Origin of the sequence: Lentzea sp. NBRC 105346 (assembly GCF_030269605.1) — a bacterium.
GTDB lineage: Bacteria > Actinomycetota > Actinomycetes > Mycobacteriales > Pseudonocardiaceae > Lentzea.
In genome coordinates this window covers 223,470-248,987 of the sequence record NZ_BSTQ01000006.1, presented here as the reverse complement: position 1 = coordinate 248,987, position 25,518 = coordinate 223,470, and the positions used below count along the sequence as shown (strand labels likewise).

20 protein-coding genes and 1 pseudogene are annotated in these 25,518 nt (G+C 69.7%); 11 read left to right on the top strand and 10 right to left on the bottom strand.

Annotated elements, in window-relative coordinates; translation table 11 throughout:
- A pseudogene (locus QSK35_RS15595) lies at positions 1-1,364 on the bottom strand (hypothetical protein); the annotation flags it as partial.
- A gap of 643 nt (positions 1,365-2,007) precedes the next feature.
- Between QSK35_RS15595 and QSK35_RS15590 the strand changes: the two are divergent.
- Entirely contained in the window at positions 2,008-2,307 is a 300-nt protein-coding gene (locus QSK35_RS15590; protein WP_285746621.1) for a hypothetical protein, read from the top strand.
- Positions 2,308-2,311: 4 nt separating this feature from the next.
- On the opposite strand, the gene QSK35_RS15585 is transcribed toward QSK35_RS15590, so the two are convergent.
- A complete protein-coding gene (locus tag QSK35_RS15585; RefSeq protein WP_285746619.1) occupies positions 2,312-4,066 on the bottom strand; it encodes a hypothetical protein in 1,755 nt (584 codons plus the stop codon).
- A 29-nt stretch (positions 4,067-4,095) separates the two neighbouring features.
- On the bottom strand, positions 4,096-4,581 hold the full coding sequence (locus QSK35_RS15580; RefSeq protein ID WP_285746617.1) for a YbaB/EbfC family nucleoid-associated protein: 486 nt from the start codon (positions 4,579-4,581) through the stop codon (positions 4,096-4,098).
- Between the two features lie 305 nt (positions 4,582-4,886).
- Between QSK35_RS15580 and QSK35_RS15575 the strand changes: the two genes are divergently transcribed.
- The 5 genes from QSK35_RS15575 (at position 4,887) to QSK35_RS15555 (ending at position 11,748) form a co-directional block, all read left to right on the top strand.
- Entirely contained in the window at positions 4,887-7,673 is a 2,787-nt protein-coding gene (locus tag QSK35_RS15575) for an AfsR/SARP family transcriptional regulator (RefSeq protein ID WP_285746615.1), read from the top strand.
- A 355-nt stretch (positions 7,674-8,028) separates the two neighbouring features.
- Entirely contained in the window at positions 8,029-9,219 is a 1,191-nt protein-coding gene (trpB, locus tag QSK35_RS15570; protein WP_285746613.1) for a tryptophan synthase subunit beta, read from the top strand.
- A 7-nt stretch (positions 9,220-9,226) separates the two neighbouring features.
- Positions 9,227-10,021, top strand: a complete 795-nt coding sequence (trpA, locus tag QSK35_RS15565; protein ID WP_285746611.1) for a tryptophan synthase subunit alpha — start codon at positions 9,227-9,229, stop codon at positions 10,019-10,021.
- A complete protein-coding gene (locus QSK35_RS15560) occupies positions 10,021-10,923 on the top strand; it encodes a DMT family transporter (RefSeq protein WP_285746609.1) in 903 nt (300 codons plus the stop codon). The genes trpA and QSK35_RS15560 overlap by 1 nt, the downstream gene beginning before the upstream one ends.
- A gap of 249 nt (positions 10,924-11,172) precedes the next feature.
- Positions 11,173-11,748 (top strand): DUF4360 domain-containing protein, encoded by a 576-nt coding sequence (locus tag QSK35_RS15555; protein WP_285746607.1) that lies wholly within the window; start codon positions 11,173-11,175, stop codon positions 11,746-11,748.
- Positions 11,749-11,751: 3 nt separating this feature from the next.
- Here QSK35_RS15555 and QSK35_RS15550 read toward each other — a convergent pair whose 3' ends face one another.
- The gene (locus tag QSK35_RS15550; RefSeq protein ID WP_285746605.1) at positions 11,752-12,648 is read right to left on the bottom strand and encodes a DUF5829 family protein; all 897 of its coding nucleotides are present in this window, start codon (positions 12,646-12,648) and stop codon (positions 11,752-11,754) included.
- A 108-nt stretch (positions 12,649-12,756) separates the two neighbouring features.
- Between QSK35_RS15550 and QSK35_RS15545 the strand changes: the two genes are divergently transcribed.
- Positions 12,757-13,269 (top strand): pyridoxamine 5'-phosphate oxidase family protein, encoded by a 513-nt coding sequence (locus QSK35_RS15545; protein WP_285746603.1) that lies wholly within the window; start codon positions 12,757-12,759, stop codon positions 13,267-13,269.
- Here QSK35_RS15545 and QSK35_RS15540 read toward each other — a convergent pair.
- Together QSK35_RS15540 and QSK35_RS15535 are read right to left on the bottom strand one after the other, a co-directional pair.
- A complete protein-coding gene (locus QSK35_RS15540) occupies positions 13,266-14,279 on the bottom strand; it encodes an alcohol dehydrogenase catalytic domain-containing protein (RefSeq protein ID WP_285746602.1) in 1,014 nt (337 codons plus the stop codon). The two genes, QSK35_RS15545 and QSK35_RS15540, sit on opposite strands and share 4 nt — an antisense overlap.
- 88 nt (positions 14,280-14,367) lie before the next feature.
- The gene (locus QSK35_RS15535) at positions 14,368-14,922 is read right to left on the bottom strand and encodes a L,D-transpeptidase family protein (RefSeq protein ID WP_285746600.1); all 555 of its coding nucleotides are present in this window, start codon (positions 14,920-14,922) and stop codon (positions 14,368-14,370) included.
- 61 nt (positions 14,923-14,983) lie between these two features.
- On the opposite strand from QSK35_RS15535, the gene QSK35_RS15530 reads away from it, so the two are divergent.
- From QSK35_RS15530 to QSK35_RS15520, 3 genes are all read left to right on the top strand, one after another.
- Positions 14,984-15,325 carry a hypothetical protein gene (locus QSK35_RS15530; RefSeq protein ID WP_285746598.1) on the top strand — a complete coding sequence of 114 codons (342 nt, stop codon included), beginning with the start codon at positions 14,984-14,986 and terminating at the stop codon, positions 15,323-15,325.
- A 159-nt stretch (positions 15,326-15,484) separates the two neighbouring features.
- Positions 15,485-16,801 carry a hypothetical protein gene (locus tag QSK35_RS15525; RefSeq protein WP_285746596.1) on the top strand — a complete coding sequence of 439 codons (1,317 nt, stop codon included), beginning with the start codon at positions 15,485-15,487 and terminating at the stop codon, positions 16,799-16,801.
- 76 nt (positions 16,802-16,877) lie between these two features.
- Positions 16,878-18,281: a carboxylesterase/lipase family protein gene (locus QSK35_RS15520; RefSeq protein ID WP_285746594.1), complete on the top strand. Its 1,404-nt coding sequence runs from the start codon at positions 16,878-16,880 to the stop codon at positions 18,279-18,281.
- Positions 18,282-18,330: 49 nt separating this feature from the next.
- Here the strand turns inward: QSK35_RS15520 and QSK35_RS15515 are convergent, their stop codons facing one another.
- The 4 genes from QSK35_RS15515 to QSK35_RS15500 form a co-directional block, all read right to left on the bottom strand.
- A complete protein-coding gene (locus QSK35_RS15515; RefSeq protein ID WP_285746592.1) occupies positions 18,331-19,695 on the bottom strand; it encodes a permease prefix domain 1-containing protein in 1,365 nt (454 codons plus the stop codon).
- Positions 19,692-20,045 (bottom strand): PadR family transcriptional regulator, encoded by a 354-nt coding sequence (locus QSK35_RS15510; protein ID WP_285746590.1) that lies wholly within the window; start codon positions 20,043-20,045, stop codon positions 19,692-19,694. Before QSK35_RS15510 ends, QSK35_RS15515 begins: the two co-directional genes overlap by 4 nt.
- Positions 20,046-20,140: 95 nt before the next feature.
- A complete protein-coding gene (locus tag QSK35_RS15505) occupies positions 20,141-21,724 on the bottom strand; it encodes a hypothetical protein (RefSeq protein WP_285746588.1) in 1,584 nt (527 codons plus the stop codon).
- A gap of 222 nt (positions 21,725-21,946) precedes the next feature.
- Positions 21,947-22,489 carry a hypothetical protein gene (locus tag QSK35_RS15500; RefSeq protein WP_502881658.1) on the bottom strand — a complete coding sequence of 181 codons (543 nt, stop codon included), beginning with the start codon at positions 22,487-22,489 and terminating at the stop codon, positions 21,947-21,949.
- A gap of 137 nt (positions 22,490-22,626) precedes the next feature.
- Here QSK35_RS15500 and QSK35_RS15495 point away from each other — a divergent pair, with 137 nt between their 5' ends.
- Entirely contained in the window at positions 22,627-25,494 is a 2,868-nt protein-coding gene (locus QSK35_RS15495; protein WP_285746587.1) for an AfsR/SARP family transcriptional regulator, read from the top strand.
- Positions 25,495-25,518 lie beyond the last annotated feature (24 nt).

Here is a 25,518-nt window from a genome sequence, read left to right as displayed (position 1 = left end):
GGCGCCGGATTCGGCCCGGCAGCGTTCGGGACGGGCGTGGCCGGTGCGGCAGTGTTCGGCGCCGGATTCGGCCCGGCAGCGTTCGGGACGGGCGTGGCCGGTGCGGCAGTGTTCGGCGCCGGATTCGGCCCGGCAGCGTTCGGGACGGGCGTGGCCGGTGCGGCAGTGTTCGGCGCCGGATTCGGCCCGGCAGCGTTCGGCGCCACCGGGTTGGGCGCCGCGTTGGGCGCCGCCGCGTTCAGGACGGGCGTGGCCGGTGCGGCAGCGTTCGGCGCCGCTGCCTTTGGCGCGGCAGAGTTGGGGGCGGCAGCGTTCGGCGCCACCGGGCTGGGCGCAGCGGTGTTCGGGACGGGCGTGGTCGGCTTCGGCGCTGCGGGCGGCGCCGAGGCGTCTCCCTTGGGGGCCTTGCTGATCGTGCCGTCCGCAGCGGGCGCCTTCGGCGCGTCGAACGCGTCCTTGCCCGCATCCGGGCCTGCGAACTTGCCGCCCCGGTCCGCTGAAGGCGCACTCGGCGGCGGCATCGCGCCGGGAGCCATCGGGGCCGCGGCCGGTTGCGCGTTCGCGGCGGTGTTCGGCGCTGGCGCAGCCGTGTTCGGCGCTGGCGTGGCAGGCTTCGCGGCGGGCGCGGTGCCGGGCTGCGCGCTCGGCGGGGCGACGTTCGGAGCTGCCGCGTTCGGGGTCGGTGCGTTCGGCACCGACGTACCGGGCTTCGGCGTCGCAACATCGGGCGCGGCGCCGACCTTCGGCGTCGCGGCGTTCGGGCCGGTAGCCGCGTTCGGGGTCGCGGTGGTCGGGGCGGTGTTCGGCTTCGGTGCGGACGGCGGCGCCGACACGTCTCCCTTGGGCGCCTTGCTGATCGTGCCATCCGCGGCGGGGGCCTTCGGGGCGTCGAACGCGCCCTTGCCCGCGCCCGGACCCGCGAACTTGCTGCTCCGGTCCGCCGACGCCGCCCCCGGAGGCGTCGCGCCCGGCGCGACACCCGGTGCGGCACCGGCACCTGCGCCCGGCGCGACACCGGGTGCGGCACCAACACCCATAGCCGCCTTGGCTGCCGGCGGCGTCACACCAGCTGCGACACCCGGCGCCGTGCCGACACCCGTAGCCGACTTCGCACCCGGAGGCGTCACACCAGCCGCAGCCCCCGGCCCGACACCCGCAGCCGACTTCGCACCCGGCGGCGTGGCTCCGGGCACCGCGCCGACACCGGCGGCCGACTTGGCACCCGGCGGCGTCGCCCCAGGCTTGCCCGCAGCCGCCGGACCACCCACCGGAGGCGGCACCGCCACCGGACCGCCACCCGGCACAGGCCCCCGCCCGCCCGGCCCGCCAACGGGACCGCCCTTGACCTGAGGCCCACCGGACACGACGGGCCCACCAGAAACCGCAGGCCCACCAACAGGTCCCGCACCACCCTTGACGGAAGGCGCAGCAGACACCCCAGGCCCACCGGAAACCCCAGTCCCGCCAACAGGTCCCGCGCCACCCTTGACGGAAGGCGCAGCGGACACCCCGGGCCCACCGGAAACCCCAGTCCCGCCAACAGGTCCACCGCCACCCTTGACGGAAGGCGCAGCGGACACCCCAGGCCCACCAGCGGATTTCCCAGCTGAAGGAACCCCACCGGAAGCCCCCTTGACGGTGGGCCCGGCGGCGACGGCGGGACCACCAGAAACCCCAGCCGAGGGAACCCCACCGGACGCACCCCCCTTCACGGGAGGCGGAGCAGACACAGCAGGCCCACCAGGCGTACCCACACCACCGCCGGGCCCGACACCACCCTTGCCGGTAGCAGGAGCGGACACCTTGGGCCCCTCCGGCCGAGGCGCAACGCTGGGCACGTTCACCGAATTGGGCGGCGGCTTGACGTTGGTAGTCGGATCGATCTGCTTGAACGACCCGGCGTTGTTGGAGTCACTGGTGACACTGGTGTTCTGAGTGGCCTTCAACCCGGCCTGAACGTCACCGAACGCCTTGGCACCACGATCGGCCTGAGCGACCGCGTTGTCGTTGGAGGCGTTCAAAGCCGGCACGGCGAAGAGCCCGATCGGCCCCAGCGCGTTGCCGCTGAAGTTGAGCCCCCGCAACCCGCTGGAGATGCTGCTCAGCCGCGACTGCAGGTCACCCGCCTTGCCCTGCAGCCCCGACATGGTGGACTCGGTCATGGAAAAGCCGGAGTTGCCCGTCGGCCCCGACCCGAACCCCGTCGGCGGCGCCGGTGGGGGCGGCGCGGGCGACGGCGTAACAGAGGGATTGGGCGACGGGTTTACGCCGGGGTTGACCTTTGCCATGACCGGTGTGCTCCCCTAGAACGTCAGTGGTGCTGCACGGTGGGACCGTCCACCTGCGGAGTAGCACCGGACTTGCCGAAACCACCGAAGAAGGCGTCGCCGCCCAACGCGTCGCCGACGCCGGTGTCCTTGTTGACGTCGCGCGCGTGCTGCAGCGGGTCCGAAGGAGTGGACGAGGCAGGCGTGCCGGACGAGTGGTCCTTCTGGAACTGCTCGTAGCTCGCCTTGGCGGCCTCGCCGGAGGACTTCGCCGTGTCGGCCGCGGACTTGACGCTCTTGCCGGACTCCTCGGCCGCCTTGCTCGCCTGCTCGGCGGCCTTGATGTCGGCGTCGGAGCCGGAGGCGAACGCGCGAGCGTTGGCTTCGGCGGCGGCGGCGTTCTTGGCCGCGAAGTCCGCGTTGGCCTTCTCGTAGGCCTCGTTGGCCTGCTTGGCCGCGTCGTTCTTGGTGTTCAGGTCCTGCTCGGCCGCATCACGCGCGGCGTCTGGAGTACCGGGGTTGTTCTTCTTGTACTCCTCGTACGCGGCCTTCGCGGCGTCGTCGGACGGCTTCGCGGCCTGCTGGGCGTCGAGGCTCTTCTGGGCCGCGTCGCTGAGGTCGCGGGCCTCCTTGGCGGCAGTAGAAGCAGCGGAAGCCGCTGAAGCGCGGGCGGCATCGGCTTCCGCCTTGGCCGCGTCGTACTTGGCCTTGGCCCGGTCGTAGGCGGCCTGGTCGCCGGACTCGGCGGCCTTGTTGACCTCGTCGACGGCGGCGCTCACCTTGTCGTTGGCGGCCTTGGCCTTCTCGGACGCGGTGTTCAGCGCGTCGTTGGCCGCCTTGGCCTCCTGCGCCTGCTTCTCCTCGTCCTTCTTGGCCTGCTCGTACTTCTGGCCGGCCTCCTTCGCCTTGTTGTTGGCGTCGGTGACCTTGTCGTTCTGCTCGTCCTTGTCGAGGGCCTCGTCGATCTTCTTGTCGACGTCCTTCGAGGCCTTGTAGCCCTCGTAGGTGATCTCGCCGACGTCGGCGGCGTTGTCGAAGCGGTCCCAGCCCTTGCTGATCTTCTTCATGATGTCGTCGACGTCGCCGATCTTGCGCATCAACCGGCCCAGCGACGCGATCACCCGCGAGACGCGCGCCGCGATGTTGGTGCCGAGCGCGACGGCCTTGCCCACGGCGTAGCCGACGAAGCCGACGATCGAGGCGCCGAACGTGACCACCGCGCTGGCCGCCGCGATCAGGGCGCCGCCGATCAGCGAGCCGATCAGCTGGGAGATCAGGTCACGGATGATGTCGCGCAGGACGGTGACGAGCATGCCCATCACCGCGACGATCTTGGCCTTCGTCTCGACCGCGCCCGCGAGCGAGTCGAGCTCCTTGCCCATTCCGTCCATGCTGGCCTGGAACTTCTCCGAGGCCTGGCCGGTCCACCCGTCGAACTTGGCGAGGCCCTTGTGGTGATCCTCGGCCAGCACGCGCAGTTCGGCCGCCTTCGCCTTGGTCTGCTCGACGTTGGCCTGGATCTCCTCCGGGTTGCCCAGCACCTGGTTGAGCGCGTCACGCAGGAAGCTGATGTGCTCGAACAACCAGCCGACGCCCGCGCCGAACAGGCTGCCCAGCGGGTCGACGGCGAGCATCACCGTCGAGGCCACGGCACCGATGGCGTTGAAGGTGATGTCGAGCGCCTTCTCGGTCTCGCTCTCCGCGTCGTCGCCGATCGAGTCGATCAGGCTGTCGTACGCCTCGATGAAGAGCGTGCCCTTGAACTTGTTCTCCTCGGTGACGTTCAGAACGTCTGCCATGACTGTTCCTGCTTCCTCGTTCTACCGGGTCACCAAGGGTTGTTGTCGTCGTCTTCGTCGTCGGCGGGACGCGAGCGGCGCGACGGCGGGCGCACGGCGGCGGGTGCGGGCCGCTGGACCGGCGGAGGCGGCGGAGCGGCCTCCTCGACCTCGAAGGTGTCTTCTTCTTCCGTTTCGGGGTCCGCCGGGATCGAGTCCATGACCATCTGCATCGTCTCGGTGCCCTCACCGAGCGGCTGGAACACCTCGAGCACCTTGCCCGCCGCCTTCCGCTGCGCCTGACGCGCGGTCTCCAGGATCAACGCGGTCAGCCGCGGCGCGCCGAGCTCGACGGCGCGGTGGCCGAGCTGGAGGTTCTGCAGGCCGCCGTTCGGTCCGACGGTCACCGTGACGGCGTTGTCCTTGCTGGTCACGGTCGCGGACGCGGACTCGAAGTTCTCCTGCAGGTCCTCGGACTTCTTTTTCAGGTCAGCGAGTCGGGACTCGAACTCGTTCACCCACTGATACGGGTCCAAGGCGGCCTCCTACGGCGGTACCGGTGCTCGATCGAAGAGCACCAGAGGTCACCAACGCCGCCCCAACGCGCCGCCAACGCCCAACCTCAAGCCCTGGTCAACAACGGTTGTGAGACCGCTTCCACACTTGCTAGATACCATCCCCCAACACATTTGCGGGTATGCGAGGTGACCGCGCCATGAACCCGACGCCCATCGGGTGAACCGTTAACACCGGACGAACGTGTGAGCGATGTTGCGCAGTCAAGGACTGTGTCAAAATTCGTCCCCTGGGGCTCGGCCGACCAATCGAAGGGGCTTCGCAGATGCGGGTCAACCTGCTCGGAACGGTCGAGCTGGTTTCTCCTGACGGGGCACCTGTCCCGCTGGGTGCCGCCAAGCGGCGCGCGGTTCTCGCGGCGCTGGCGCTCGAGTTGAACCGGGTCGTCTCCGGAGATCGCCTGATGTCGCTCGTGTGGGACGGATCACCTCCGCCCCAGGCAAAGGCCGCGCTGCAGGGCCACATCGCACAGTTGCGCAAGGTGCTCGGGTCCGATTTGGAGCTGGTGACCCGAGCGCCCGGTTATCTGCTCACCGGTGATCGCGCCACGGTCGACGTGCTCGTCTTCGAAGACTTGATCATTACCGCGCGCGACGCCGCAGACGAAGACGCGGTTCGCAAACTCACCGACGCACTGCAATTGTGGCGCGGACCGTTCCTGAGTGATCTTCCGTCCGCCGAACTCCGGGACGCCGAATCGGCCCGGCTCGAGGAATTGCGACTACTCGCGGTGCAGGATTTGACCGCACGTCTGATCCGCTTGGAACGCGCGCCCGAAGCCCTTTCCGGACATTTGCACGAAACGATTCAGAAACACCCACTGCGGGAAGCCCTTGTGGCGCAGGGCGTGCTGGCGTTGCATCGCGCGGGCCGGCAGGCGGAGGCCCTCGACCTGTTCCATCAGACCCGCAAACGGCTGGCCGACGAGCTCGGCGTGGACCCCGGTCCCGAGCTGCGCGCGGCGTACGAGGCCGTGCTCGCGGGTGAGGTGGCGGTCGCCGAACCGAAGCAGCCGGTCGTCCGGCAGCCGGTGCCGGCCCAGCTGCCGAGGGAGCACAACGGCTTCGTCGGCCGCGACGAGGAGATCGCCCAGCTCGACACCGACCTCACCGGCCACGACTTCGCGATCGGCCTGCTCGTCGGCCCGCCCGGCGTCGGCAAGACCGCACTCGCACTGCACTGGGCGCACCGGATGGCCGCGGAGTTCCCGGACGGCCAGCTGTTCGCGAACCTGCGCGGGTTCGACGAGACCGAACCGGTCGAACCGAGGGCGGCGCTGACCGGGTTCCTGCGCGCGCTCGGCATGACCGACGCGCAGATCGCCACCGACCTGGACCACCAGGCCGCCCAGTTCCGCTCGCTGCTGGCGGGCAAGCGCGTGCTGGTCGTGCTGGACAACGCCCGCTCGGCCGACCAGGTGCGGCCGCTGCTGCCCGGTTCCGCGCGCTGCCTGGTGCTGGTGACCAGCCGGCACGGGCTGAGCGACCTCGTGGTGACCGAGGGCGCGTCGGTGCTTCCCGTGCACACGCTGGAGATCGCGGCGGCGAAGGACCTGCTGACCGGCATGCTCGGCGTGCACCGCACGGAATCCGAACCGCAGGCCACGGCCGAACTCGTCGAGCTGTGCGACCGGCTGCCGCTCGCGTTGCGGGTCGCGGGCGCCCGGCTCGCCTCCCGTCCACGATGGACAGTCCAGTCGCTGGTCGAGGAACTGCGCGACGAGCAGAACCGGCTCGACGCCCTGTCACTGCCCGAAGCGGGCCGGGGCGTGCACGCCGCGCTGACCGTCAGTTACCGCGAACTGCCCGCCGGCGCAGCGCAGATGTTCCGCGGCCTCGGCCTGCACCCCGGCACGGACCTCGACGGGTACGCGGCCGCCGCGTTGTCCGGCATCAGCGTCGGCGCCGCCCGCACGCACCTGCGGACCGTGGCGTGGGCGAACCTGCTGCACGAGTCCACGCCGGACCGCTACTCGCGGCACGACCTGGTGCGCCTGTTCACCCGGCAGCTCGCGGCGGACGACGCCGACAACGCGGTCAGCACCGCGCGGCTGCTCGACTACTACCTCTATGTCGCGGACAGCGCGCGGGCCCTGCTGTCCGACCACGTGCGGCCGTTCCCGGCACCGGAGCACCCGCCGACGAGCTACCCCGAACTGTCGTCGCACAACGCGGCCGTCGAGTGGTTCACCCAGGAGGAGACCAACCTCCGCCTGCTGATGGAACTGGCCGAGCACCACGGCGAGCACGAACGCACGTGGAAGCTCGCGCTGTGCGTGGACTCGTTCCACTTCCGCCGCGGCAACCCGGTGAGCCGCCTGGAGGCGTGCCTGGTCGGGCTGCGGGCGGCACGGGCGTTGCACGACGAGCACGTCGAGGCGACGCTGCTGCTGCGCGTCGGTTCGTCGCTGGCCCAGATGGGCCGCATCGACCAGGCGATCCACGAGTGCGACCGCGCGCTGCAGCTGGCGCGCGGCGACCAGCACGTCGAGTACGCGGCGCTGGGCAACCTCGGCTACTGCCTGCTGCTGGCCGGCCGCGACGACGAGGCGCGCGAACGCTTCGGCGAGGCACTGGCCATCGCCCGCCTCGCCGGCGACGTGCGCGCCCAGGCCAACATCCTCAACAACCTCGCGAACGTCCTGCTGCGCCAGCACGAAGCCGAGGAGGCCCTGGCGTGCGCGGACGAAGCGCTGCGGCTGTACCGCTCGGCGGCGTTCGAGGCGCACGCCCCGACGTTGCACACCACCGGAACCGCGCTGGTGCAGCTCGGCCGGCTGAGCGAGGCGCTGCAGGCGTACCTCGACAGCCTCGCCCAGGCCGAACAGCTCGGCGACCAGTACCAGGCCGCCCTGTGCCACCGGGCCGTCGGAGACGTGCTCGAACTGCTCGGCGGCGCGCACGTCGCCGCACCGCACTGGCAGCTGGCGCTGCGGCTCTACCGCGAGCTCGGCCTGTCCGACGCCGACGAGCTCGCCCAGAAGCTCAGCGCCGCGGCGACCGTGCCACCCGCGCGACGCCCGGCCGCCGACTCCACCGCGACTTCCCGCTGAGATTCACCCGCGCGCACCTATACACGCGTCACCCGCAATTCGCCACGAAATTCGACCTTTGTTCCACCCTTCAGACAAACTCAAATAATAGGACCCCTCACATTGGCCAGTTGAGACTGCAGTCATTACTCAACGTGCACCCCATTCACCCATTCGGCCCTTTCTGCACTCCTAACCGGCCAATAGGTTCGTATTGGAACGCGATTGGGGATGACGTCGCGTGCCCACCGGGGGGTGGGTCGACCGGGGGACTTCTTCGCGCAATGAGGCGCTCTGATCAGTGGTTTTCCGTTCGCCGCACCCGCTGTCCAGGGGTGCCCATCTCGCCATGGGCTGACGCAGCAGAGCGGGGGACATGTTCGCCGAGTTGGAATTGCGCGCACGTTTCGGAGACAAGGGATACGGCGGTAACTACTCGTCGGAGAGCCTGGTCGCCGTACTCCAGGAGGTGGAGGACGGCTTCGTCAAAGCCCAGGCCGATCCCGTTTTCATGAACCGGTTCCGCGAACTGCTCACGACGTTCGCCGGTCGCGCCACACCACTGATGTTCGCCGAACGACTCTCGGAGAAGTACGGGCGGCGGATCTACCTCAAGCGCGAGGACCTGCTGCACGGCGGCGCGCACAAGACGAACAGCGTCATCGGGCAGCTGCTGCTCGCCCAGTACATGGGCAAGACGAGAATCATCGCCGAGACGGGCGCCGGCCAGCACGGCGTCGCGACCGCGATGACCGGCGCGAAGCTCGGGCTGCCCGTCGAGGTGTACATGGGCGCGATCGACGTCCAGCGGCAGCAGTCCAACGTCAAGCGCATGGAGCTCTTCGGCGCCACGGTCCACCCGGTCAGCACCGGCGGTGCCACGCTCAAGGACGCGATCAACGATGCGATGCGCGACTGGATCACCAACGTCGGCAGCACGTACCACTGCTTCGGCACGGCGGCGGGCCCGTACCCGTACCCGTCGATGGTCAAGTACTTCCAGTCCGTCATCGGCGTCGAAGCCAAGGAGCAGCTGCGCGAGCAGGCGGGTGTGCTGCCCGACGCGGTGTTCGCGTGCATCGGCGGTGGCAGCAACGCGATCGGCACGTTCGCCCCGTTCGTCGACGACCCGAGCGTGCGGCTCTACGGCGCCGAACCGGGCGGCCTCGACGACGGTTCGGACAAGCACGCGGCGACGCTGACCCGCGGCACACCCGGCGTCTTCCACGGCATGCACTCGCTGTTCCTGCAGAACGCCGAGGGCCAGATCACCAACACCCACTCGATCGCCGCGGGTCTGGACTACCCCGGCGTCGGGCCGGAACTGGTGGCGCTGCAGGACTCCGGCCGCGCGACCTACGAGGCGGTGTCGGACGCCGAGACCGTGGACGCGTTCGCGGAACTGTCCCTTTTGGAGGGAATCATTCCGGCCTTCGAGTCGGCGCACGCGCTCGCACTCGCCCTGCGCACCGCGCCGAAGCTGGACTCCGAAGCCGTGCTGCTCGTGTGCATCTCCGGGCGCGGCGACAAGGACCTGGACGAGTACTGGCACTACCGGGGGATCTGACCAACACATGAACCGATTCGACAAGACGTTCCAGGCTGCCGACCGCAAGATGTTCATCCCGTTCTTCACGTTGGGAGACCCCAACCGCGAGGAGAGCCTCGCGCTGATCCGGGCCGCCGTCGACGCGGGCGCGGACGCGGTCGAGCTCGGATTCCCGTTCTCCGACCCGATCACGGACGGACCGATCAACCAGCGGTCGATGGCGCGGTCGCTCAAGGCCGGCATGACCTACGACGGCTGCGTGGAGATGCTCCGCGACATCCGGGAGATCTACCCCGACCTGCCGATCGGGCTGCTGCTCTACTACAACCTGCTCTTCAAGCGCGGCCGCAGCGCGTACGCCGAGCTCGCCGACATCGGCGTGGACGGCGTCGTGTGCTCGGACCTGCCGATCGACGAGTCCGCCGAGCACATGGAACTGTTGGCGGAACACGGTTTGGGCTGCATCCAGATGGTCGCCCCGAACACCCCGATCGACCGCGCGACGCGGCTGTTCGACACCTCGAGTGCGTTCACCTACGTCATCAGCCGGTTCGGCACGACGGGCCCGAGCGCCGAGTTCGAGGACAACTCGGTGCAGCGCATCGAGATGCTGCGTTCACTCACCGACAAGCCGATCGTCGTCGGGTTCGGGGTGAGCAAGCACAGCCAGGTCGTCGACTTCTGGAACGCGGGCGCGGACGGCGTGATCGTGGGCAGCCACTTCAGCCTCCTCGTCGAGCGCAACCTCGACGACGTCTCGTTGGCGCGCAAGGAGATCGAAGGCTTCGTGCGCGGATTGCGGACGCCGGACGCCGCCTGATGCGCAAAGCGGACTGGGCACGGCTGCTGATCCTCGGCGCGCTGTGGGGTGCGTCGTTCATGTTCCTGCGCATCCTCGCGCCGGTGATCGGCGCCGTGCCCACCGCGGGTCTGCGGGTGGGAGTGGGCGGTCTCGCGTTCCTGCCGTACTTCGCGATGATCCGGTTCCAGCCGAGGTGGAGTGCGCACTGGAAGCACTACATCGTGGTGGCGCTGTTCAACGTCGCCGCGCCCATGTTGCTGTTCTCGTTCGCGGCGGTGCACATCCCGTCGTCCTACTCGGCGATCATCAACTCGAGCACTCCCCTGTTCGGCACCTTGCTGTCGGCGGTCTTCCTGAGCCAGCAGCTGACCGTGCGCGGCATCGTCGGCCTGGTGGTCGGCATGACCGGCGTCGGGTTCGTCACGAGCGGCGGGTCGTCCGGCCACCACTCCACGGCGTTCTGGCTGGGTATCGGGGCCTGTCTGCTCGCGGCGCTCTGCTACGCCCTGGCCGGCGTGTACGTGAAGCGCTTCGCGCACGGCGTGGACCCGGTGGGCACGGCGGGCTGCTCCCAGCTGCTGGCCGGTCTGTTCATCCTTCCCTTCTGGGCCAAGGAACTGCCGGGCATCGACTTCACCTGGTCGATCGTGCTCAACGTCCTGGCGCTCGCGGTGCTGTGCACAACGATCGGCTTCCTGTTGTACTTCAGGCTGGTCGCCGACGTCGGCCCCTCCCAGGCCATGATGGTCGCCCTGCTGGTCCCGCTGTTCGGCGTGGGCTGGGGCGCGTTGTTCCTCAACGAGCGGATCACGTGGGCCGTCGCCGTGGGCTGCGTGCTGATCATCGCGTCGGCAGCGATGGTGCTCGTGCGCACACCACGCCAAGCGCCCGCACAGGTGCTGGTGCACTCGGAGAACTAGTGGCGTGGCTCGCAACGTTGGCGGTGAATTCACGCTCAGCGGGACGCCTCGCGGCACCGGCCCCACGCCCACAGCCAACCAGGATGAGGACGCGGGGCTGGCACCCCGATGCGTCCATCTGACCGCGAATTCCCACGGCAACGTTGCGACCCACGCCACTAGGGATCGGCTGTCTGGTGGAGTTTCGTCCCAGGCGCTCCCGATAGCGTCTGATGCTGCCGCCGCGAACGGATCCTGAAAGGGCTCCTCATGCTGATCACGGCAGCAATGCTGGCACTGTCGACCCTGGTTCCAGCCGACATCGCGGCTCCGGCGCAGGTCGAAGTGGTGACCGCCAACGGATCGGGTTGCCGGGCGGGCACCACGGACATCTCCACCAGCGGCCGGACCTTCACCATCAACTACCGTGCGTTCCTCGCGCAGGCCGGCGGCGGCGCGGGTCCCGTCGAGTTCCGGAAGAACTGCCAGCTGAACCTGCGCGTGAGCGTTCCGGCGGGCTACACCTACGCGCTCGCCCGCACGTCCTACCGCGGCTTCGCCCACCTGGAGGCCGGTGCGAACGCGTTGCACCGGCTCAACATCTACTTCCAGGGCATGCCGCAGACCACGTCGGTGAGCTTCCCGTTCAACGGCCCGAGGTCCGACGACTGGCAGACGACCTACCGGCCCGACGTCGCGTCGATCGTCTGGGCGCCGTGCGGGGAAGCCCGCAACCTCAACGTGAACGCGGAGCTGCGGGTCAACCTCGGCACCTCGGACCGGAGCCGGCGCAGCTTCATGCTGGCCGAGTCCAGCCGCGGGGTCGTGCGGACGAAGCGCTGCTGACGCCTAGAACGTCCACACCGCATGGGATCCGGGCCCGACCACGAGGGTCGACGAACCGAGCCGCTCCTCGTGCCGTTGCAGCACCGGGTGGTTGAGTGAGAACTCGATCCGCTTCACCCCGGCCTGTTCGACGGGCACGGTGTCGAACCGGATCTCCGTGCCACCGCACTGCGCCACGACACCACCCGGCACGGTCCGCACGGCGAACCCGCCGGCCTTCAGCAGCGGCACGGTGTCGGCGAGATCCCCGGCGGTGACGCCGACGCGGATCGCGGTGACGTCGCGCATGAGGTGGTCGCGGTAGTCGTCGTTGAGGTAGCGCTCCCGGCCGACGTCACCGGGGTAGCTCTCGGGCTCGACCTTGCTGCGCGGGTCCGCGAGGTACTCCGGCCGGTACTCCATGGCCCAAGCGCCGAACTTGTCGTACTGCGTGTCGGTGAAGACCGCGTCGAACCACGGCACCGGCACGTGGTCGCCGAAGTCGCGCTTCTGCAGGAAGTAGATCGGGTCGGCCACACCCTGCTTGCGCAGGTTCTCGGTGACCTGTTCGAAGTCGCCGTCGTGCTCGGTCGAGACGCCCAGGCCGGCGGAGCCGAGGGTGCCGTCCTGGCCGGGCACGTCGCCGACGCCGAACAGTTCGATGTATGTCTCGCGGCCGTACAGGTAGCGGCCGGTCCACGTGCCCTGCTCGCCGGTCGTGGTCCGGACCTGGAAGTTCGCGAACTCCCGCAGGTAGGTGGAGTGCTCGATGGCGTCGGCCGTCTGCCGGTCGAAGACACCGTAGGCGTGGTTGAAGAACAACAACTGCCGCGCGTTCTCGTCGGCGTGTGCCACCGGAGTGACCATCGCCAAGGCGACGCCGGCGGCCATGACCATGCTGATCGTTCGCTTAACCCCCATGCGGGGGATCGTAGGACGGAGGCGGCCGCAGGCCCATGCTTTGAGTCATCCGTGAAAGGCCTGTCGATAACGGCGCGGTTCGTTCGACGCAGGGTTATGACTAAGACCATGACCGAGCCGATCTCGACCAAGAACCTCGACCGTTCGGGCTTCGCGGAGCTGCCGTGGAGCCGTGCGCGCGACGTCCTCGCGGCCGACACCCCCACTGCCGACCTGACGTTCTTCGTGGCGACCGTCCGGCCCGACGGCCGGCCGCACTCGGCGGGTGTGGGCGCCATCTGGGTGGACGACGCGCTGTATTTCGTGGGTGGGCCGGGCACCCGCAGGTCGCGCAACCTGGCGGCGAACCCGGCGTGCAGCATCTCGGTGCGCCTGCGCGGCCTGGACCTAGTGCTGGAGGGCGAGGCCCACCGGGTCACCGACGGCGCCGAGCTGGAACGCGTGGCCGAGGTGTACCGGACGGGCTGGCCGGTCACGGTGGAGGGCGACGCGCTCACGGCGCCGTACAGCGCGCCGAGCGCGGGACCGCCGCCGTACCACCTGTACCGCTTGGTTTTGCGGACCGCGTTCGGCGTAGCCAGCGCCGAGCCGTACGGCGCCACCCGATGGGACTTCCGTTAACGGGCGTCGAGCACCACGCGGAAGCGAGCCTGACCGGACATCATGCGCTCGTAGGCCTTGGGCGCCTCCGAGAGCGGCAACACCTCGTTGAGACTGCGAATGCCGCGCTCGCGCGCCAGCCGCAGGTTGTCCTCGTTCTCGATGGAGGTGCCGGTCAGGCTGCCCACCACAACCCGGCTACCGAAGATCAGGTCGGACGTGCTGACCTCGATCGGATCCGCGGCGGCGCCGACGACGATCAACCGGCCGCGCGCGGCCAGCCCCTTCACCAGCGGGGACATCGAGGCGCCGCTGGACGCGGTGGCAATGATCGCCGCAGCACCTCCGCGGCGCCGCAACTCCCGTCCGGGGTCTTTTTCGGTGCTGTCGATGTACTCGTCGGCACCCAGTTCCTTCGCGAGGTCGGCCTTGCCGGTGCCGCGGGCGATCGCGACCACGCGGTGGCCGAGCGCCTTGGCGTACTGGATGCCGAGGTGCCCGAGCCCACCGATGCCCTGGATCGCGACCAACGCGCCGGGACGCGCGTCGATCTTCAGCATCGCGCTGTAGACCGTCAGACCCGCGCACAGCAGCGGTGCGGCGTCGAGCGGACTCATGTCGTCGGGAATCCGCGCCAGGCCGCTGGCACGGGCGTAGGCGACCTCCGCGTACCCGCCGTCAGTCGTCGTTCCGGTCAACGGCTGGTTCCCGCAGTTGACGAAGTCGCCGCGCCGGCAGGGGTCGCACTCGCCGCAGTGCCCGTTGAGGTAGCCGACGCCGACACGAGTACCGACGGTCCACGCGGTCACCCCGGCGCCCACCGCGTCGATCACACCCACGACCTCGTGCCCCGGCACGACCGGCTGGGCGGGGTCGGCGCGCATGCCGTCGACCGTGAACGCGTCGGTGTGACAGACGCCGCAGGCCTCGACGCGCAGCCGGACCTCGCCGGGCAACGGGTCGCGCTTCTCGCGTTCCACGAAGGCGAAATCGCGGTTGCCGGTCACCTGGACGGCGCGGTAGGTGGACATCGACCACTCCTTCTCATCCGAGGTCCACCCTGGCGCGACCCGGCTATGGCGTCAAAGGTCGTCTCAGTGGGCCGATGAGGGGCCGCCCTCAGGGGGTCAGCGCGATCACGGCACCGGGTCGCACCCACCGCAGAATCGCGGTCACCGTGGCGGCCGGCACGGCCACACACCCGGCGGTGGCGGCACCGTTCGTGACGTGCAGGAAGAAGGCACTCCCACCACCGGGCACCCGAGCCGTGTTCACCCCCATGACCAGGGCGTAGTCGTACACGGCCCCAGCCCGGTACAGGTTCTCCGAAGCGCCCTCGTCGAAGGGACAAGTCCCGGCCGCACACCGCTGATAGGTGTTGTAGTCCGGGCTCTTGACGTCGCTGACCCACCAGTCCTGGTCGTCCACCCGCCGGTAGGCCACCCCGGCACCGGGATCGGCCTGCCGCCCGAACGCGCTGGCCAGCGAGAAGACCCCGGCGGGCGTCGCGGAGGACGACTCGCCGTAGGTGGCTGAGATCCCCGGCGGGCCGACCTTGGCCCCGACATCGCCCAGCACGGCGGTCCACTGGTCGCCGGAGCGCTGCCACGTGGACAGCACGGCGTTGGAGCCACCGGAGCCCACCACGGAGACGACCTGCGTCGCACCGCCCACACGGGCGGCGAACCACGGGGCCGGCGGTGGCGCGGGTTTAGCGGGAGGCGGGGTCGTCGTTTTGACCACCGGTGCCGCGGAGGACGAACTGGGCGAAGCGGACGAGCTGGGCGGCGCGGAGGAGGACGAAGAAGGCGCCTGGGAGCTCGAGACAGACGAGGGCGTGGGAGCGATGGTCATGGCGGTGGCAGCCTGGCCCGGATCGTCCATCGAGGCAACCACCACGAGTCCCGCGACCACCGCGACGGCCGTGCAGAACGCCCCGGCCACGATTAGTGGCCTGGCGAAACGACGTGGCATGGTGATCTCCGGACAAGATGCGGGCTGGGCTGGCGCGGGACACTACCAGCGCGTCCGCGCCACGGCCGGAGCCGGAGACCGGTCAGTGGACCGCGGACGTTAGTCCGCCCGGCCTATGTGGACATGTACCAAGAGACGAACTTTCTTGTGTATCAGGAAATGTGAGCGACTTTCGTGATCACCGGCGGCTAACTTGCGCCGCATGCGTCGTGCTTGCGCTTTAGTCAGCGCACTAATCCTCATCGGCCTTGCCACACCTGCCATGGCCGCAGACAACCCGACCGTAACGCTGCCCGACGACGGCAGCGTTGTTCAGGTCACCACTACGGATCCGACACAGACCGCCTACGCAACGTTCAACGTCGCCAGAGGTCAGCACCTGATCCTGTTCTGCGACACCACCAGCGACGACGGGCTGCCCGCCGCCAAGGTGGTCGACAGCACGGGCAAGCGGGTGCCGATGCCCGGCGGGATCGGGTGCTTCCGGCACGTCATGCCCACGCCCGCGATCGAGGTGGAGGCGGTCGCCGCCGACGGTCCGCTCACGCTCGTCCTGCCGCCGTACCGGGGCAAGGCGTTCAGCGTGAAGCTGTCCTACCGCGTCTTCGACGACGTGCGCACGACCGCCGCGCTCGACGGCGGGCCGGTCACCTTCACGCCGACGGTCAAAGGCCAGGACGCCTACGTCACGTTCCAGGGCAAGTCCGGTGACCGGGTCTACGCCGAATGCACCTCGTCGCTGCCGGACCGCGGGGTGACCGGGTGGCTACTGGACGCCAAGGGCAGTCCGCGGGTCTCGGGATGGTGCCACACGGGCGAGTTGTTCGATCTGACGCCGGAGCTGCCCGCCGACGGCACGTACATCCTGCAGCTGGACAACACTTTCCTCACCGATCTAAGTGCGACGGTCAGCCTGCACAAGACCTTGCCGACGGTGTCGGTCCCGAACCGAGGCGACGGCACACCCGTCACGCTCACCACCACCGGTGCGGGCCAGACCGCCAAGACCGACTTCTACCTGGACGCCGGGGAGCACGCGCTGATCACGTGTGAGCAGCTCACCGAAAGTCCAAAGTGGACTCAGACGTGGCTGAACCTGCCGCCGGAGCAGTACCGCCCGGCCGAGGGACGGGTGTGCGCGCACGCACCCTCGGAGGCCGGCCGCATCGTCATGGACACCGAGTGGAGCTGGATGGAGGGGCCGCACAGCTTCGAGGTCGACCCCAAGGACGCGAACACCGGCACGTTCGACGTCCGGGTGTACAAGGTGCGCGACCCGCAGGCCGGGGTGTGGGGCTGGGACCGCCCGTTCTCCGTCACCACCACGAAACCGGGTGAGAACGCCAAGTTCGTCTTCTGGGCGGACGAGGGCGACGTGATCTCCGGCACCTGCCAGGTCGCGAGCGGCGCGGCGCGCACCACCGTGTACGGCCCGGCCGGCGAGGTCGTCGCGACCGGCAACTGCGCGACCGGGATGATGCCGGCCACCACGTTGCCCGGTACCGGCAACTACCGCGCGGTGGTCGACTGGCCGGGGCTCGGTACCAACACGGCCACCGCCACGTTCCACAAGAACTAGATAAATGGCTGGCGCGCATCGGGATCGGGCGGGGAGCATCCGCACGATCCCGATCGCGCCGACCCAGGAGGCCGCCATGTCCCAGCCCGAAGCCCGCACGACGAACGGAACCGTGCGCGGCGGCTGGGAAACAGGCGTGGCGGTGTTCCGCGGCATCCCGTTCGCCGAGCCGCCGGTCGGCGAGCTCCGGTTCGCGGCACCGCGGCCCGCCAAGAGCTGGGACGGGGTGCGGGACGCGCTGTCGTTCGGCCCGCCGCCACCGCAGCCCGGCGTGTTCGGCATGGACGCGCTGTCGGCGGACACCGGCGACGACTGGCTGACGGTCAACGTCTGGTCCCCCGACCTCGGCGCCGGACTGCCCGTCATGGTGTGGATCCAGGGCGGCGCCTACACGTTCGGCATGTCGGGCCTGCCGGAGTACGACGGCCTCACGCTCGCACGGGACGGCGTCGTCCTCGTGACGTTCAACTACCGCGTCGGCATCGAGGGCTTCGTGCAGATCCCCGGAGCGCCGGCCAACCGCGGTCTGCTCGACCAGGTCGCCGCGCTGGAATGGGTGCGCGACAACATCCGCGCGTTCGGCGGCGACCCGGACCGGGTCACGATCTTCGGCCAGTCGGCGGGCGGCGGATCGGTGGCCTCCCTGCTGGCGATGCCGCGCGCGGCCGGACTCTTCCGCCGGGCCATCGCGCAGAGCGTGCCGGGCACGTTCTTCACGCCGGAGCTCGCCGCCGACATCGCCAACGAGATCGCGGCCGGTCGTGATCTGTCCACAGTGGATCCACGCGAGCTGCCCGCCGCCGGTGACGCGCTCACCGCCAAGATCGACCAGTGGATCGATCGCTGGGGCAGGGCCGCGTTTCGGACGATTCCGTTCGCACCCGTCGTCGACGGCGACGTCCTGCCCGCGACGCCGTGGCAGGCCCTGGACCGCGACGTCGACCTCATCGTCGGCCACACCCGTGACGAGCAACGGCTGTTCACCATCATCGACGGCAGTGAGGTGACCGAGGAGCGGGCGGCCGCCGCGTTGAAGGTGCTCGGCCCCGACGGTGGCACGTATCCGAACGCCGGTCCCGACGAGCTGTACGAGCTGGTGAACTCGGACTGGCTGTTCCGCATGCCGTCGCTGCACCTCGCCGAGGCGCACGGCCAGGCCCACCTGTATGAGCTGACCTGGTCCGGCCCGCTCGGCGCGTGCCACGGCCTCGACGTGCCGCTCGTGTTCGGCAACCTCGACCGGGGCCAGCCGGCCGCGCTGCTCGGTGACCCGGACGAGGCGGCGGCGGTGTCGAAGCGGATGCGCGCGGCGTGGACGGCGTTCGCCGCCACCGGTGACCCCGGCTGGCCCGCTTACGACGCCGAGCAACGCCTCACGCAGGTCTTCGACGTCCAACCGGAGGTCAGGCCCTATCCGGAAGAGGTGTCCCGGCTGATCTGGCAGCACCACGACTTCGCACCGCTGCCACTGATCAGCTGAAAAGCGCGGACGGGCGGCCGAGAAACGACCGCCCGTCCCTGCCATGTGATCAGAAGTAGCCGAACACCGGCGGGAACACGAGCACGACGACCCACGCCCATACGGCGTACACCGGCAGGTAGCCGGTCTGCCACCGTTCGAGCGACGCGAACGGCGTGCCGCGGCGCAGGAACCTCAGCAGCAGCCACGCCGACCACGCGAGGTTCGCCAGCAGGATGGCGTTCTCGCCGAGCGCGGCGGCCTTGTTCGGCGTCGTGCCGAACTCGGTGATCCGCCCGGTGATCTCCATCAGCACCAGCACGTCGATGGCCAGCGCACTGACCACGAGAGCGAGCTGCAGTTTGTCGAACAGGCCGGGCGGCGCCAGCGGGTCGCGGGCGGACATCGAGTAGAGCAGCAATCCCAGCACCACGACCAGCAGCGCGTCGAACAGGATCAGCGCCTGCCGTTCGACGTCGATGCCCGCGCTCGTCCACACGACCGCGCCGAGGAACGCCAGCAGCACCGCGGTGAACAGCGGCGTGAACAGCCGCCCGAGCACCGGGGCGATGTTCTCGACGACGCTCTGCTTCGCCTCGACGAGCCACCCGGCCACGACGACCGCCGCCATGGCGCCACACGGCACCAGCCACTGCCCGATGAACGTGTCCGGCTTGATCCCGATGGCCTCGAAGGTCCCGAACATGAACGCGGTGAGCACGCCACCGCCGAGCCCGATGAGTACCAGGTAGACGAACCATTCACCGGTGAAGCGGATGAAGTCCATGCGCCTGCGCGAAGATCGCCAGTCGTCGGCCACGTACGCCAGCCCCACCACGAGCCACAGCGCGATCGGCAGGTGGATGGTGGAGACGACGATCGACTGCGAGTTCTCGCCCAGCGGGTAGATGTTGGCGGCCACGGCCCCGAGCACGAACAGCGCCGCGACGATCCCGATCACCACGCGTCCGGCCTGATGCCGCCACGCCAGGAAACCCGCCAGCCAGGGCAGGGTGAACAGGGTGAAGTTCGGGGCGTAGAACGCGGCATGCTTCTCCATGCTCATCCCGAACAGCTCGGGCACCTTGATCGACACCGCGGCACCCGCCGCGCAGCCGATCATCACCCACAGGTCGCGCCGCGACCGCCCTTTCTCGACGGTGTGGTCGCTCTCGCCGGGCAGCACCAGCTGCTTCCACAGCCGTTCCGAATGCTCCACGGCGAACTCGCGGGACAGCTCGTCGAGGCTGCCCATCCGTTTGACGGCAACGAGAAACGCCTCGTCCGGGCTCAGGCCGATCGAGACCAGTTCCTCGACCGAACCACGAAGGTGGTCTTCCAGCTCGTCGGCGTCGGCCGGCCGCAGCTCGCTACGCCGTTGCACGTGCTGACGCCACTGCGCGAACTGCGCCTCCAGCTCATCCTGCGCGGTCATGCCAGCACCTCCAGCGGCCGGCGATCGCCGAGCCAGATCTCCTTGAGCGTGTCCACGACGGTGTCCCACTGGCGGCGTTGCTCGACCAGCTCGGCCAGGCCGCGGTCGGTGACGCGGTAGTACTTGCGCCGCCGTTCGCCCGCCACCGACCGCCAGTTCGACTCCACGAAACCGAGGCGCTCCAGCCGGTGCAGCAACGGGTACAGCAGTCCCTCCGTCCAGTCCAGCTCACCGCCGGACAGCTCGTTGATCCGCCTCAGGATGGCGTAGCCGTAGTTCTCCTGCTCGGCCAGGATGCCGAGCACCATCGGTGTCGCCGAGGCGGCCACCAGGTCTTTGGCGACCTTCACCAGCCCTCCTACCTAGAAGTACTAGGCATAGTACTTCTAGGTATTAGACAGCACAACGGGGCCGATCATGCGATCGGCCCCGTTGTCCCACTCGATCAGGCGACGACGCGGTACGCCTTGATCACCGTGACCTCGGAGGTGTTGCCACCGGCGTCAACGGTCTTGGCGCGCAGCGACGCGAAGCCCGGCTTCGCGTTGTTCACGAACGCCTTGCCGCCCACGACCTTGACGGCCTGCCAGGTCGCGCCCTCGTTGAACGAGACCTCGACCTCCGTCTTCTTGACGGCCGGGGTGCCGGCCTGCCGGCGGAACGACAGCGGCACCTCGAACGCGCCCACCTTGGCGGCGTCGTCGGTGAGCACCGGCTCGAACCCGACGACGGTGAACGGCAGCGGGCCGTCCTTTTCGGACGCCTGGAACGTCCACGCGGCACTCACCCGCGTGCTGAGATCGGAGACGTCCTGCGTCGCCTCGGTCTCGTAGCGGTACGAGCCCGGCCCGGCCCACGTCAGGTCCGCGAAACCGGCGTACTTGCCGCCCTCGCCGATCTTGACACCGTCGCGGAACAACGTGGTCTTGTGGGCCGTCGTCGCCGAGAAGCCCGACCCGCCACGGCTGTCGCTGAACAACGACACGCCGAGCCGGAGCTTGTCGCCCTTCTTGCGGATCGCGACGGTGTCCGGCGACGACGACGCGACGCCGTGCACAGCCTGGTTGACCCGCTGACGGTGCTGCGCACCGGCGGTGAGGGTCGAGGGCGGCGTCTCGGTGAACACGTCAAAGGATTCGGGGTTGTGGCCGAACGTGAAGTCGGTCACCCACGGGACGTTCGCGGTCACGTGCTCGACCAGCTCGGCGCCGATCTTGACCGGCGCCAGGTAGTCGTAGGTCGAGGTGTTGTCCCACGGCCGCACCGGAACCATGCCGACCTCGTGCTTCGCATCGGCCGGGCCGGGCACGAACGTCGTCCGCATGGTCGCGAAGTCCTCGGGCTTCTTCGTACCCGTGAACCCGGTGGGCAGGCCGCCCTTCATCGTCCAGGCGGCCCGGTATACGTCGGTAGCACCGGCGAAGGTCGCGGTGATCATCGCGTCGAGACCCTTGGGCGACTTGCCGATGTGCCCGATGGAGACGTCCATCCCCTCGTCGAAGAACGCCATGTTCCAGCCGACGTGAACCGCGCTGAACTTCCTCTTGGCATCGGCGAACGGAACCCGCACGTCGACCGGCTTCGCGATCCGCGCGTCGAACGTGGCCACGCGTGCCCCGTTCACGTCGAAGTTCGGGTCCGAGATCACGGCGTACTTGGTGTGGTCGCCGTCCTTGGTCGCGATCACTGCGCTGGCTTCGTAGTGGCCGGCCGGGATCTGCTTGTGCACCTCGGCACCGCACTCGGGCAGGAAGAAGAACTGGTCCGTGAGATCGTTGATCACGGCCGTGTAGCACTCGGTCGGCGCCTGGCCGTTGGCGTCGAGGAACCGGAAGGTGACGTCGTCACCACCGGACATCCGGACACCCGGCGTCACGCGCTGGCGTGCCATCACCCCGCTGTTACCGAGGATCGGGACCAGGCGGTCCTTGGCCGTCGGCGCCCGATCCGGCACCCCCGGCGCGGCGTGTGCGACCGGGATCGCTCCGAGCGCAAGGCCGATTGATACTGCTATTGCGGCAGTCCGCATGGTTGAGACTCTCCATGAATATGGCGGCTGGTGGGGGCAGTGAGAACGGTAGGGAGTCGCGAGGATTGCTCGCGATCCCCGTTCGTTCCCGCTGCCCTCCCCCTGTCTCAACCCAACGGGCCCTTGACGAAGACAAGCGTTGTATCGAAAGACGCGTCCTGTTTGGACAAATTCATGAGTGGTTTTCATTGCCGGAACAATGAAAACCACTCACGACGGAGGTCAGTTGCTGTTGCCGGGCTTCCAGCCGAGGTAGTTGCGGAAGTAGCTGGTCGACGAGGCGTGCCCGATCCGGCCGTTGACCGACGTCGCCCAGAAACCACCGTGGCCGTCCGCGATGCCGACGTGCCCGTAGTTGCTGATGTTCCAGAACACGAACGCGCCCAACGGCGGCGTGCCGGTGCGGTGCTTCACGCCGTCCGACGAGTTCCAGTGCTCGATCGCCGAGGCGTGGTGCGTGCGGCGGTCCCACGCCAGGCGCACGGCCCGCTCGCAGTAGCCCTGGTATGCCGTGCTGCCGTTGCGGGAGCGGAACCACTGCACCGCGCCCGCCGCGGTCTGCTGGATGGAGACGTCGTCGGCAGCGCCGACCGACCCGTACTCGACGGTCGTCGCGTCGGTGGCCAGCTCGGGCTGGGCGATGTCCTCGGCGGTGATGCCGGCCGGAGCGCTCACCGGGTCCGCCGACGCGGGCATCGCGGTGCCCATCAGCGCCAGCCCCAGCAGACCGATGACCGCACCGCCGGTCAACTTGTTGATTCCCATCAAACTCCCCCTTCTCGAAAGGTGATCCGGACAGGGGGAACGATGGCCGGGCGGCTGCCCAGATCCCGCCCAGGCGGCGCCTGGAATTTGCCCAGATCTCGCCCACGCGGTGTAGCGGGTCGGGCACACTGCGAATCGTGGAATTCCGCATTCTGGGCCCGCTCGACGTCCGCGATGGCGGCGCGGTCGTCGCACTGGGCGGCTCCCGGCAGCGGGCGGTGCTCGCGGCGCTGCTCCTGCGTGCGAACGAGACGGCCAGCGTCAGCTATCTCACCGACGCCGTCTGGGACACCGCACCGGCCACACCCGCGTCCAACCTGCGCACCTACGTGGCCGGGCTGCGGCAGCGCCTCGGCGCTGAACGCCTGGTCACGCGGCCCGGCGGGTATGCGCTTTCCGTCGCGGACCACGAGTTCGACCTGCGCGAGTTCGAACGGCTCAGCGCCGAGGGTGATCAGGCGACGGACGACCTCGTCAAGGCCGAAGCCGCGTTCGGCGCGGCGCTGCGGCTGTGGCGTGGCAACGCCCTGGAGGACCACGCCGCCGGACCCGCGTTGCGGGCCGAGCTGGCCCGGCTCGAGGAGCAACGGCTGGCCGTGGTGGAGCGGCACATCCGGGTGCGGCTCGACCTGGGGCACAACGTCGTCGGGGAGCTGCGCAAGCTCGTCGCCGACCACCCGTTGCGCGAGGAGTTCTGGGGACAGCTCATGCTCGCCCTCCACCGGTCCGGGCGGCGTGCGGACGCGTTGCACGCCTACCAGCAGGTGTACCGGCTGCTCGACACCGAGCTCGGCATCTCGCCCGGCCGGGCCCTGCGGGAGCTGCACGGCAAGGTGCTCGCGGACACGCCCGCACCGCAACGCGCGCCGATCGAGCACCGGCCGCGCCAGCTGCCGCCGGAAGCCGATCACTACACCGGCCGGGAAAGCGCTTTCGGCGAACTGTCCGATCTGGTGGAACGGGAGTCGGGCGTGCTGCCGGTCGTGACGGTCACCGGCTACCCCGGTGTCGGCAAGACGGCGTTCGCGATCCGCGCCGGCCATCGGCTCGCCGCGTCGTTCCCGGACGGCCAGCTCTTCGTCGACCTGCGCGGAGCCGACCGGCGGCCGCGCTCGGCCGAGGAGGTGCTGTCGCGGTTCCTGCTGGACCTCGGCGTCTCCGGCGTCGACGTCCCGGGCCACGCCGAGGAGCGGTCGAGCATGTTCCGCGACCGGCTGGCCGGCCGGCGGGTGCTGATCATTCTGGACAACGCGGCGTCGGAGGAGCAGGTCCGGCCGCTGCTGCCCGGTCACCCCGGCTGTTGCGTGGTGATCACCAGCCGGAGCCGGCTGACCGGGCTCGACACGAGCAGGCGGATCCGGCTGCACGCGCTCGACCCGGCCGACTCGGCGCGGCTGCTCGCCAAGCTGGCCGGTGGCGAGTGCGCGGCGGCGGAGCGGATCACGGCGTTGTGCGGCGGCCTGCCGCTGGCCCTGCGCATCGTCGGCACCAAGCTGCGGTCGCTGCCCCACCTGACCGCGGACGCGCTGGCGTTGCGGCTGGAGAACGAGCAGCACCGGCTGGACGAGCTCGTCGGCGGTGACCGCGAGGTGCGCTCGAGCTTCGTGCTCAGCTACGCCGGGCTGCCCGAGGCCGAGCAACGGGCGTTCCGCCTGCTCGCGCTGCTGCCCGGCACGAGCTTCCCGGCGTGGGCCGCGGCGGCGGCGCTCGGGCTTGACGTGCGCACCGCCGAGCGGCTGCTGGAACGGCTGGTCGAGGCGAACCTGCTGGAGTGCGGAACCGGCGCCACCGGCCGGCTGCGCTACCACTTCCACGACCTGCTGCGCCTGTTCGCCGAGGAGAAGGCCGAGCAGGACAGCGAGGCGCCGGAGCGGCACCTCTCGGAGCGACGCGTGCTCGACGCGTACCTGCACGTCGCGCGGCACGCCGACCTGCGGCTCGAGTTCGGCGGCCTGCCGTCGTTCGAGGCGCCGCCACTGGACCTCGGGCGGCCCGGACTGGTCGACGATCTCGTGGCGAACGCGCCCGCGTGGTTCGACGAGGAACACGGCTGCCTGCTCGACGCGATCGAACGGTCCGTCTGCAACGGCACCGACGAGCTGACCTGCCGGCTCGGCGCGACGATCGGCGCCTACCTGGAGCTACGCGCGCAGTGGGCCGATCTGGTCCGCGTGCTGGAGTTCGGTCTGGCCGCCGCGCGCCGGTTGGACAGTGCCTACTGGACCGCGTACGCGTTGTTCGCCTGGGGGCTCGCGGCGCGGGAACAGCGCGATTTCGCGTTGTGCGACAAGCTTTTCCGCGAATGTTTCGCGATGGTGCCCGCCGCGGGCGACGTGCTGCTGGAGGTCGTGACCAAGCTGGCCGTCGGCGTCGGTTACCGGTTGCGCGGCGGGTTGTTCGAGGCGGCCGCGTGTTTCAACGAGTGCCTCAGCCTGCTGGCCACCATCGACCAGCCGCGGTGGCGCGCGTACACGCTGCGTGAGTTGGGAGTCCTGCACCGGTACCGGGAGCAGTGGGCGGACGCGGAACGCTGCCTGCGTGAGGCGACCGAGGAGTTCGACCGCCTGGGCGACCGGCGGTGGCGGGCCGCATCGATGCGGGAGCTCGGCATCGTGCGGCGCGAGCTCGGCGACGCGGGCGAGGCGCTGGAGCTGCTCACCACGTGCCAGCAGGTGTTCCACGAACTGGGCGACCGGCGCCGCGAGGCCGCCGCGTGGCGCAGCCTCGCGTACCTGCACCTCGGCCGGGGCGATCTGGACGGCGCCTACGCCTGCGCGGTGCGCAGCCGTGAGGTGTTCGCGCTCACGCTGGACGAGCACGGCGCCGCGTGCACCGAGGTCTGTCTCGGCGAGATCCACCTCGCGCTGGGTGAACAGGGTCAGGCGGCGGCGCTCGTCCGGCGCGGACTCGCGATGTTCGAGACGCTCGGCGACCCCCGCTGGCTCGACCGGGCCCGGCGCAGCCTCGACCGCGTGCGGCGTTCACGGCAGACCACGGATTCTTAACAAGAAACCCCTCGCACGGCCTGG

What these genes read in the sequence shown, in the direction of transcription:
- QSK35_RS15515 (WP_285746592.1), bottom strand. Translation starts at nt 19,695, where the DNA reads ATGACCGCGCAGGATGAGCTGGAGGCGCAGTTCGCGCAGTGGCGTCAG.
- QSK35_RS15550 (WP_285746605.1), bottom strand. Translation starts at nt 12,648, where the DNA reads ATGGGGGTTAAGCGAACGATCAGCATGGTCATGGCCGCCGGCGTCGCC.
- QSK35_RS15560 (WP_285746609.1), top strand. Translation starts at nt 10,021, where the DNA reads ATGCGCAAAGCGGACTGGGCACGGCTGCTGATCCTCGGCGCGCTGTGG.
- QSK35_RS15585 (WP_285746619.1), bottom strand. Translation starts at nt 4,066, where the DNA reads ATGGCAGACGTTCTGAACGTCACCGAGGAGAACAAGTTCAAGGGCACG.
- QSK35_RS15540 (WP_285746602.1), bottom strand. Translation starts at nt 14,279, where the DNA reads ATGTCCACCTACCGCGCCGTCCAGGTGACCGGCAACCGCGATTTCGCC.
- QSK35_RS15575 (WP_285746615.1), top strand. Translation starts at nt 4,887, where the DNA reads ATGCGGGTCAACCTGCTCGGAACGGTCGAGCTGGTTTCTCCTGACGGG.
- trpA (WP_285746611.1), top strand. Translation starts at nt 9,227, where the DNA reads ATGAACCGATTCGACAAGACGTTCCAGGCTGCCGACCGCAAGATGTTC.
- QSK35_RS15555 (WP_285746607.1), top strand. Translation starts at nt 11,173, where the DNA reads ATGCTGATCACGGCAGCAATGCTGGCACTGTCGACCCTGGTTCCAGCC.
- QSK35_RS15505 (WP_285746588.1), bottom strand. Translation starts at nt 21,724, where the DNA reads ATGCGGACTGCCGCAATAGCAGTATCAATCGGCCTTGCGCTCGGAGCG.
- QSK35_RS15500 (WP_502881658.1), bottom strand. Translation starts at nt 22,489, where the DNA reads ATGGGAATCAACAAGTTGACCGGCGGTGCGGTCATCGGTCTGCTGGGG.
- QSK35_RS15520 (WP_285746594.1), top strand. Translation starts at nt 16,878, where the DNA reads ATGTCCCAGCCCGAAGCCCGCACGACGAACGGAACCGTGCGCGGCGGC.
- QSK35_RS15525 (WP_285746596.1), top strand. Translation starts at nt 15,485, where the DNA reads ATGGCCGCAGACAACCCGACCGTAACGCTGCCCGACGACGGCAGCGTT.
- trpB (WP_285746613.1), top strand. Translation starts at nt 8,029, where the DNA reads ATGTTCGCCGAGTTGGAATTGCGCGCACGTTTCGGAGACAAGGGATAC.
- QSK35_RS15545 (WP_285746603.1), top strand. Translation starts at nt 12,757, where the DNA reads ATGACCGAGCCGATCTCGACCAAGAACCTCGACCGTTCGGGCTTCGCG.